This is a genomic window from Mycobacterium sp. TH-M116, assembly GCF_057473685.1.
In genome coordinates this window covers 1-9,415 of record NZ_JBYCLC010000187.1, presented here as the reverse complement: position 1 = coordinate 9,415, position 9,415 = coordinate 1, and the positions used below count along the sequence as shown (strand labels likewise).

Below are 9,415 nucleotides of genomic sequence, written 5' to 3'. Positions count from 1 at the left end.
CCGAGCCGATGTTGTAGGCGTTGTTCTGGACCACGTAGGCGTTCTGGATCGTCGTCGACCCGTACTGATCGGAGATCACGGTGGGGGTTCCGCCGCCACCTGTCCCGCCGCCCGTCCCGCCACCTGTCCCGCCGCCCGTCCCGCCGCCGCTCAGCGCAGCGCCGTTCTGGCCGGCGATTCCCGCGTGACCGAACAGCCCTGGTCTGCCGCCCATGCCGCCCGCGCCGGGATTGCCACCGTTGACGTCGGCGACCGCGGCGCCCCCGTTGCCCCCGTTGCCCCCGTTGCCGATCAACCAGCCGCCGTTGCCGCCGGCCCCGCCCGCCGCACCGGACCCACCGGTGCCGCCGTTGCCGCCGTTGCCGATGAGCAGGCCGCCGTTACCGCCGGCCCCGCCCGCCGCACCGGACCCACCGGTGGCCCCGTTGCCGCCGTTGCCGATCAACCAGCCTCCCGGGTCGCCGGCCTGCCCGGTGCCGGTGGCCCCGTCGGCGCCGTTGCCGAACAGCGGCCGCCCGGTCAGGTCTTTCACCGGCGAGAACCACGGCACCTCGGTGATCGCTTTCTCCACCGATCCCAGGCTGGAGGCGCTGGTCGCCTCGGCACTCGCGTACGCGCTTCGCGTTCCCTGCAGCGTCGCCATCCACTGGTCGTGAAACTGCACTGCCCGCGAGCCCAGCGTCTGGAACTGCTGGGCGTGAGCGGAAAAGACTGCCGCAACGGCGCCCGACACCTCGTCGTGGGCAGCGCTCGCCACCGAGGTGGTCGAGGCCGCCGCGGCGCTGTAGGCGCAACGCAGCGACGATCCGATGTCGGCCGCCTGCGACGCCGCCATCGCCACCAGTTCGGGTTCAAATACTGTGTACGACACGGCGTCAGACAGTATCGGTTCGCCGGGGACCGGTGATGAAAAATCGATGAAAAGCAATGCGAAGGACACAAACGGCCCGCGGCTCTCGGACACGGTCGGCTTTGCCGCCACGGCGCGGTTGCGCCCACGAGACCGTTGCTCGGGCCGGGGTCCAGGCTCCGATCGCGGCCTCGCTCCCCGTGGAGAACAACTGTGGCGCTGCATCGGCTAATTCATTAGGTTAATGTTTAAGTAACTGAATGACACGACGTCCGGCCCGCTGGCCGATCCACCAGCCCAACGTGGGGCCATGGTGTTGCTTTTTCCTCAGAGGGGGACATCGCGTGAACCTGAGCCGTCGGAACCGCAGGCTCACCCAGGTTGCCCAGAACGACGTCACCACAGGCTCGTCGGTGGACGCCGTGGGCGCCGGCCCGTCCGCAGCACCCGGAATCGCGCAGTTGGACGCTTGGCGGACCGGACTGCGGCAAGCGGTGCTCGCCGCGGTCACCGACTTCGTCACCGAGCGGTGCGCCGAGGAGCTGCCCCCATCGGGCATCGACGTCGCCGGCGCGGTCCTGCTGCAGTTCCTCGACGGCGGCAAATGCCTGCGCTCGACGTTCATGTACCTGGGCTGGCTGTGCGGCGCACCGGAGGACGCCGCGGCCTTGTCGGCAACCGGCAGCCTGGAGTTGTTGCATGCGTTCGCCCTGCTCCAGGACGACGTGATGGACGATTCGGCGTCCCGGCGGGGCCGGCCCGCGGCACACGTCCAGTTCGCCGACTGGCATCGCGGACGCAGTCTGTCCGGCTCTTCGCGCCGCTTCGGGGAGTCGGCCGCGGTCCTGCTCGGCGACCTGTGTCTGATCTGGGCCGAACAGATGTTGCGGGACTGCGGACTCGCGGCCGACCAGTTGCAGCGGGCGTGGCCGCGCTACGACGCCATGCGCAGCGAGCTGGCCGTCGGCCAGTTCGCCGATCTGGCAAACGACCTGCGCGACCTGCCCACGATGGAGTCCGTGTTGACCGTCGCCCGGCTGAAGTCGGGCAACTACACGGTGCGCCGCCCGCTGGAGATCGGCGCCGCGATGGCCGGCTGCGACGAGCGCGTGCTGGAGGGACTCGGCGACTACGGCTGTGCCGTCGGCGAGGCGTTCCAGCTGCGCGACGACATCCTGGGAGTGTTCGGCGCCCCTACCGTGACGGGCAAACCCAGCGGTGGGGACCTGCTCGAACGCAAGGCGACCAGCGTCGTGGTCGCCGCCCACCAGCTGGCCGACGCTGCGACGCGCCGGCAGTTCCGGGAGCTGATGGGCGAGAACCGGCTCGACGCGTCCGCCGTCGAGCGCTGGCGCAACCTGATCCTGTCCACCGGAGCGGTGCAATGGATCGAGCAGCTGATCGCCGAGCGTGTCGCTGCGGCACGGAAAGCCCTGGACCACAGCGGGATCGGTGGCACAATCGGAGACGCGCTGGTCGACATGGCCGGCGTGTGCACGCAGCGGGCGGCATGAGAGGCTCACCATGCGCATGATGCGGGGGCGCACCGACCACGTGGTCGTCGTCGGTGCCGGATTCGCCGGGCTTTCCGCGGCACTGCACCTGGCCGGGCGGGGTCGCGAGGTCACGGTCGTGGAAAAGCATCCCTGGCCGGGCGGGCGGGCCGGCCGGCGCGACATCGCCGGTTACCGGATCGACACCGGGCCGACGGTGCTCACCATGCCCGACATCATCGACGACGTGTTCGCCGCGGTCGGTGAAGACCGTTCGCAGCGGCTCGATCTGCAGCCGGTGGACCCGGCCTACCGGGCGATGTTCGCCGACGGCGCCGCCATCGACGTGCACACCGACGCCGATCGCATGACCGCAGCGGTGCGGGAGTTCGCCGGACCGCAGCAGGCGGCGGGCTACCGGCGCTTGCGGGACTGGCTGGACCGGCTGTACCGCACGGAGTTCGACGGCTTCATCTCCTCGAACTTCGACTCCCCGCTGTCGCTGCTCAACGTCCGCCTGGCCCGACTCGCGGCAATCGGCGGGTTCCGCCGGTGGGACACCATGGTCAAGCGCCACATCAGCGATCCGCGGCTGCGCCGGGTGTTCACCTTCCAGTCGCTCTACGCCGGTGTCGCGCCGAAACAGGCGCTGGCGGTCTATGCGGTGATCGCCTACATGGACACGGTCGCGGGGGTGTTCTTCCCCCGCGGCGGGGTGCGGGCTCTGCCCGACGCGCTGGCCGCGGCGGCCGCCGATGCCGGGGTGCGGTTCCGTTACGGTGCGGCCGTCACCGCGCTGGACCTCAGCGGCGACCGGATCACCGCGGTCCACACCACACAAGGCGAACGCATCGCCTGCGACGCCGCGGTGCTGACCACCGAGTTGCCGCAGACCTACCAGTTGTTGGGCAGGCAGCCGCGAAGGCTGCTCGGACTGCGCGCGGCACCGTCGGCGGTGGTGCTGCACGTCGGCTGCCGCGCCGCACCCGCACCGGCCCCGGCACACCACACCATCTTGTTCGGCAGCGCCTGGGATCAGACCTTCACCGACATCATCAACGACGGCCGGCTCATGACGGACCCGTCATTGTTGGTCACCCGCCCGACGGCGGGCGATCCGAGCCTGGCCCCCGACGGCCGCGACCTGCTCTATGTGCTGGCGCCGGCACCGAACCTGTCGCGCGGCAGTGTCGACTGGTCGGCGACCGGCGACAACTACGCTGACGGCCTGCTCGACATCGTGCAGGACAGGCTGCTGCCCGGCCTGCGCGAGGACGCCGAACTGCTGCACGTCGACACCCCCGCCGACTGGGCGCGCCAGGGCATGGTGGCCGGCACCCCCTTCGCCCTGGCTCACACGTTCGCACAGACGGGGCCGTTCCGGCCGGCCAACACCGTGCGCGGCATCGAGAACGCGGTGCTGGCCGGGTCGTCGACCGTGCCCGGCGTGGGGGTGCCCACTACGCTGATCTCGGGCCGGCTGGCCGCCGACCGTATCACCGGCACCTGGGGGCGGTCGGCGACAACTTTCGACCTGAAAGCGCGTCAACCATGATCCGCACCGAGCTCGACGCCGCCGGAATCACGGAACCCGGGCTGCGTGCGGCGTACCGCCGATGCCGCCAGATCGCCGCCGAACACGGCCGCACCTATTTTCTGGCCACCCGGCTACTCGCCCCGGACCAGCGCCCGGCGGTGCACGCGCTCTACGGCTTCGCCCGCCACGCCGACGACATCCTCGACGACCTCGATCCGGCCCTCGACGTCACCGCGCGTGCCGAGCGCCTGCAGCACCTCGCCGACCGGTTCTTCGCCGGCGGCGACCATCGCGACGAACCGGTGCTGGCCGCGGCCGACGACACCGTGCGCCGCTACGGAATCCCGGCGGACCTGTTCGAGGACTTTCTCGCCTCGATGCGCATGGACCTGACCGTCACCGACTACCCCGACCGGACCGCCCTGAACCGCTACATGCGCGGCTCGGCGGAGGTCATCGGGCTGCAGATGCTTCCGGTGCTCGGCACGGTGGTTCCCACCGATGAGGCAGCCCCGTACGCCGCGGCACTGGGCCGCGCCTTCCAGCTCACCAACTTCCTGCGCGACGTCGACGAGGATCTGCGGCGTGGGCGCGTCTACCTGCCCGCCGACGAACTCGCCGCCCACGGCGTCGACCGGGAACTGCTGATGTGGTGTCACGACCACCACCACACCGACCCGCGGGTGCGGGCGGCCCTGGCGGCGCAGCACGACGTCACCCGCGACATCTACCGGTTCGCCGCCGACGGCATCGCAGTGCTGCAACCGCGTTCGCGACCCTGTGTCACGACCGCGCTGACGCTGTATTCTGAGATACTCGATTGCATTGAAAGCAGTGACTTCTCGGTGTTCAGCCGGCGCGCCACCGTCGGCACCACGCGACGGCTTCAGGTCGCCGGCGGGGGGCTGTTGCGGTCATGGCGCGCCCGGCTGGCCCGCCCCGAGTACCGCAGGCGCGGCGCTGCATGAGCGAGCGCTGGCAATACCTGATCCTGCTGGGCCTGTGCCTGGCCATCACCGCGCCGCTGGAGTTCTTCGGCGCCGGCGTCTACCGCCGGCCCCGCCGGGTCGTTCGGGCGGTGGCCCCGGTCGCCGCGGTGTTCCTCGTCTGGGACGCGGTCGCGATCGCCGCCGGCGTGTGGACGTACAACGGCCGCTACCTCAGCGGCGTGTACCTCCCGTTGCGGGTGCCCCTGGAGGAGGCGCTGTTCTTCGTGGTGATCCCACTGTGCGCGTTGCTGACCTACAACGCGGTCACCACCATCCTCGACCGCGGCAGGCGCCGATGACCGGGCTGGGCTACACCCTGCCGGCCGTGGTGGCGGTGGTCCTCGTCGTGGCGCTGGAGTTCGGGCTGCTGCACACCGGGCTGTTCCGGCGGCCGGCCTACTGGTGGTCGATGCTGATCGTGCTCGGGTTCCAGATACCGGTCGACGGTTGGCTGACCAAGCTGCGCGCACCCATCGTGATCTACGACCAGCACCAGACCAGCGGCCTGCGATTCCCCTTCGACATCCCGGTCGAGGATTTCCTGTTCGGCTTCGCGCTGGTCACCGCGGTGCTGCTGCTGTGGGAGGGCCGACGTGCGCGTCGCTAGGGCGGGCCTGCCGCGCAGCGAGGTGCCCGGCGCCTTCGACGTCGGCGCGCCCGCCTACGACCGGTTGGTCGGCGCCAACCCGGGCTACCACGCAAACCTGCGGCGGTCGGCGGACCGCATGCGAATACCTTTCCGCGGCAAGGGTTTACGGCTGCTCGACGCAGGCTGCGGCACCGGTGCCTCGACGGCCGCGCTGCTGGCGGTGGCCCCCGAGGCCGAGATCGTCGCCGTCGACGCCGCGGGCGGCATGCTGAAGGCGGCGCGGGCCAAACCGTGGCCGCCGACGGTGCGGTTCGTCCACGCGCGCATCGAAGACCTGGCCGAGCACGGCGGCAGCGACGTCCGGGGCCCGTTCGACGGCATCCTGGCTGCCTACCTGCTGCGCAATCTCGCCGACCCGGACGGTCAACTGCGGGCGTTCCGGGCCCTGCTGCGCCCGGGCGGAACCCTGGCCGTGCACGAATACTCGGTGCGCGACTCACGGGCCGCGACGAGGATCTGGCACGCGGTGTGCTGGGGCATCATCATCCCCTCCGGCTGGTGGCGGACCCGCGACACCACGCTGTACCGGCATCTGTGGCGCAGCGTGCTGGCGTTCGACGGTGCGGCACGCTTCCGGGCCCGGATGCTCGACGCCGGCCTCACCGACGTGCGCAGCGAGACCATGCCGGGCTGGGAGACCGACATCGTGCACACTTTCCTGGGACACGCGCCAACGAAGGACGCGAAGCAATGACCGACCGCCACCGCCACCTCCACCCCGCCCGGCCCGGGCTTCCGGACGCGAGCGGTCTGCCGTCGCGGCCGCGCGCCGTCGTCGTGGGCGCGGGCATCGCGGGGTTGACGGCCGCCACCGGGCTGGCCGAACGGGGCGTCGCGGTGGACCTCGTGGAGGGCCGGCACTACCTCGGCGGCCGGGTCGGCGGCTGGACCGAACACGACGGCGACACCCCGCTGCCCATGAACCGCGGATTCCACGCCTTCTTCCGTCAGTACTACAACCTGCGGGCCCTGCTGCGCCGCGTCGACCCGACGCTGCGCATGCTCACCCCCGTCGCGGACTATCCCCTCATCGACGGTGCCGGTCGGCGCGACACCTTCCGTGGGCTGCCGCAAACCCCGCCGTGGAACGCACTGGCGTTCGCGTTGCGCAGCCCGACATTCCGGCTCGCCGACCTGGCCCGCATCGACGTCCGCGCCGCCGCGCCGCTGGCGGCCGTGTCGGTGCCCGAGATCTACCAGCGGCTCGACCACGTCGACGCCGACACCTTCCTCAAAGACATCAATTTCCCCGAGTCGGCACGTCACCTCGCGTTCGAGGTGTTCTCGCGCAGCTTCTTCGCCGAACCGGCACAGCTGTCGGCCGCCGAGCTGGCCACGATGTTCCACATCTACTTCCTCGGATCCAGCGAGGGCCTGATCTTCGACGTGGCCGCCGAGAACTTCGACGCCGGCCTGTGGAACCCCCTGCGCTCCCACCTCGGCGAGCACGGCGTTCGGGTGCATCTGGGCACCCCGGTCTCGCAGGTGGAACCCGTTGCGGGCGAAGGGTTTCGCGTGCACACCGACGCCGGCGATCGGCTCGACGCCGATGCTGTGGTGCTGGCGCTGGACGTGGACGGCCTGCGACACGTCGTGGACGCCTCACCGGGTCTCGGCGACGAGCTGTGGCGCTCCCGCGTCAGCGGGCTGCGCACCGCGCCGCCCTTCCTGGTACACCGACTCTGGCTGGACCGGCCCGTCCGCGCCGATCGGCCCGCCTTTCTGGGCACCGCCGGTCACAAGCCCCTCGACAACATCAGCGTGCTGGAGCGCTACGAACACGAGGCCGCCGACTGGGCCCGCCGCAACCGCGGCTCGGTCGTCGAACTGCACGCCTATGCGACACACTCGGAGTCCACAGCCGGCGCCGTGGAGCAGCTGCACGCCCTCTACCCCGAGACCGCGGCGGCGCGGGTGCGCCACGAGCGCGTGCTCCGGCGCGGCGACTGCCCGCTGTTCGCGCCGGGCACCTACCAGTGCCGGCCGGCGGTGGTGACGCCGCAGCCGGGGCTGGTGCTGGCCGGCGACGGTATCCGGACCGACCTGCCGGTGGCGCTGATGGAACGGGCGGCCACCACCGGCTGGCAAGCCGCCAACCATCTGCTCGGGCGGTGGGGGCTCGCCGGTCACCAGCTGTGCACGGTTCCCATCCGCGGACGATCGGCGGTGTTGCGGTCACTGGCCGCCCGCGCAGGGCGCCGACCGTGAGCACCGCCGACCGCCTGCGCTGGCGCTGGCCCAAAGACTGGCCCCTGCAGATGGTTCCGCGGGTGGCATGGACTACGCAGCAACCGACCTACCGCGAGGCCCGGCCGGCCGTCATCGAGGCCGCCCTGCAGCGCTCGCAACGCAAGCCGACCGGCAACTGGTTCGTGTTCGCGGGCAGCCGCGACGTGCGGGCCGGCCAACCGCTGGGAGCGCGTGTCGCCGGGCGCGAACTCGTCGCCTGGCGCGACCGACAGGGCGGGCTGCGGGTCGGTCCCGGCGGGTGCCCGCATCTGGGCGCCGACCTTGCCACCGGAATCGTGCGCGACGGTGTCTTGTTCTGTCGCTGGCACGGCCTGGCCCTCGACGGCGACGGCTGCGAATTCGGTTGGCGCCCTCTGCCCGCCTACGACGACGGTGTGCTGGCGTGGGTGCGGATGGACGCCGTCGGCGGCGAGGCGCCGCTGGACGCGCCTGTGGTCCCGGCGAGGCCGGCCGGCGCCACGCTGGCGGCCGTCACCCGCCTGCACGGCAGCTGCGAACCGTGCGACGTCATCGCCAACCGGCTCGACCCGTGGCACGGCGCCTGGTTTCACCCCTATTCGTTCACCCGGCTGGAGGTGCTCGCCACCCCGACCGAGGAGGACGACCGCTTCCTGGTGTCGGTGACCTTCCGGATGGGCCGCTTCGGTGTGCCGGTGATCGCGGAATTCACCACCCCCGATGCGCGCACCGTGCTGATGCGCATCATCGAAGGTGAGGGAACGGGCAGCGTGGTCGAAACCCACGCCACCCCAACCGGTCCCGGGCCGGACGGGCGGCCCGGTGTCGCGGTGCTCGAGGCCACCGTCGCGACGTCGCAACGCCCCGGGTTTGCGGTCGCGCGCCACGCCGCCCCGCTGGTCACGCCGCTGATACGCTACGCCTCCGCCCGGCTGTGGCGCGACGACATGGTCTACGCCGCACGCCGCTATCGGGTGCGCACGGACGGTCGATGAAGAACACCTGTGCCGCGGTCGTGGCCGCCGCCGCGGGCGCACACTGCGGGCCGCATTAGGTCTTTGTCCGAGTGCGCCGATACCCTGGTACTTCTGATGAAGGATGCGGGTAGGTGAGCAGGCGGCGCGCACTCGATCCACCGCCCCCACGGGTCGAGCTGGAGAAGTGCCTGTCGGCCGATCTGCGGGCGATCACCGCCCAGTCCGACCGGATAGGCCGCCACTTCGCGCGGACGAACGACGTGAACAGCAATGATTTTCACGCCCTCCTGCACATCATGGTGTCCGAGACCGCGGGCAATCCGCTGACGTTGGCGCAGCTGGGTCAGCGCATGGACGTCTCACCCGCGGCGATCACCTACCTCGTCGACCGGATGATCGAATCGGGCCACATCCGGCGCGAAGCCGACCCGCAGGACCGTCGCAAGTGGCTCCTGCGCTACGAGAACAGCGGCATGGAGCTGGCCCGCGAGTTCTTCACGCCCCTCGGTAAGCATGTGTCCCACGCGCTGGCCGAGTTGAGCGACGACGACCTGCGTGCCGCGCACCGGGTCTTCTCCGCGATGATCGACGCGATGGTCAGTTTCGAAGACGAGCTCGCTCCGGAACCGACGAAAGGGTCAGCCGACGTCAGGCGAGAGGCTGCGACCCCGCGACGGCGGCAGGGCAGCTCGCGGTAGACCCGGCGGAACCC

General features: G+C 71.1%; 10 protein-coding genes. 9 read left to right on the top strand and 1 reads right to left on the bottom strand.

Features of this window, described 5'->3' with window-relative positions; all coding sequences use genetic code 11:
- The coding region (locus AC2VOK_RS09495) for a PE family protein (protein ID WP_428900246.1) at nucleotides 1–871 on the bottom strand (871 nt) is incomplete at its 3' end.
- Between the two features lie 392 nt (nucleotides 872–1,263).
- Here AC2VOK_RS09495 and AC2VOK_RS09490 point away from each other — a divergent pair.
- The 9 genes from AC2VOK_RS09490 (at nucleotide 1,264) to AC2VOK_RS09450 (ending at nucleotide 9,401) form a co-directional block, all read left to right on the top strand.
- On the top strand, nucleotides 1,264–2,364 hold the full coding sequence (locus AC2VOK_RS09490; RefSeq protein WP_428900248.1) for a polyprenyl synthetase family protein: 1,101 nt from the start codon (nucleotides 1,264–1,266) through the stop codon (nucleotides 2,362–2,364).
- 10 nt (nucleotides 2,365–2,374) lie between these two features.
- Complete coding sequence (gene crtI, locus AC2VOK_RS09485) at nucleotides 2,375–3,898, top strand: phytoene desaturase family protein (RefSeq protein ID WP_428900245.1); 1,524 nt, start codon at nucleotides 2,375–2,377, stop codon at nucleotides 3,896–3,898.
- On the top strand, nucleotides 3,895–4,848 hold the full coding sequence (locus AC2VOK_RS09480; RefSeq protein ID WP_421528292.1) for a phytoene/squalene synthase family protein: 954 nt from the start codon (nucleotides 3,895–3,897) through the stop codon (nucleotides 4,846–4,848). The genes crtI and AC2VOK_RS09480 overlap by 4 nt, the downstream gene beginning before the upstream one ends.
- Nucleotides 4,845–5,168, top strand: a complete 324-nt coding sequence (locus AC2VOK_RS09475; RefSeq protein WP_428900244.1) for a lycopene cyclase domain-containing protein — start codon at nucleotides 4,845–4,847, stop codon at nucleotides 5,166–5,168. Before AC2VOK_RS09480 ends, AC2VOK_RS09475 begins: the two co-directional genes overlap by 4 nt.
- Complete coding sequence (locus AC2VOK_RS09470; RefSeq protein ID WP_421528290.1) at nucleotides 5,165–5,476, top strand: lycopene cyclase domain-containing protein; 312 nt, start codon at nucleotides 5,165–5,167, stop codon at nucleotides 5,474–5,476. The genes AC2VOK_RS09475 and AC2VOK_RS09470 overlap by 4 nt, the downstream gene beginning before the upstream one ends.
- The gene (locus AC2VOK_RS09465; protein WP_428900243.1) at nucleotides 5,463–6,212 is read left to right on the top strand and encodes a class I SAM-dependent methyltransferase; all 750 of its coding nucleotides are present in this window, start codon (nucleotides 5,463–5,465) and stop codon (nucleotides 6,210–6,212) included. The genes AC2VOK_RS09470 and AC2VOK_RS09465 overlap by 14 nt, the downstream gene beginning before the upstream one ends.
- The gene (locus tag AC2VOK_RS09460) at nucleotides 6,209–7,726 is read left to right on the top strand and encodes a hydroxysqualene dehydroxylase (protein WP_428900242.1); all 1,518 of its coding nucleotides are present in this window, start codon (nucleotides 6,209–6,211) and stop codon (nucleotides 7,724–7,726) included. The genes AC2VOK_RS09465 and AC2VOK_RS09460 overlap by 4 nt, the downstream gene beginning before the upstream one ends.
- Nucleotides 7,727–7,776: 50 nt before the next feature.
- Nucleotides 7,777–8,721: a Rieske (2Fe-2S) protein gene (locus AC2VOK_RS09455; RefSeq protein ID WP_428900247.1), complete on the top strand. Its 945-nt coding sequence runs from the start codon at nucleotides 7,777–7,779 to the stop codon at nucleotides 8,719–8,721.
- 113 nt (nucleotides 8,722–8,834) lie between these two features.
- Entirely contained in the window at nucleotides 8,835–9,401 is a 567-nt protein-coding gene (locus AC2VOK_RS09450; RefSeq protein WP_428900241.1) for a MarR family winged helix-turn-helix transcriptional regulator, read from the top strand.
- Nucleotides 9,402–9,415: the final 14 nt, after the last annotated feature.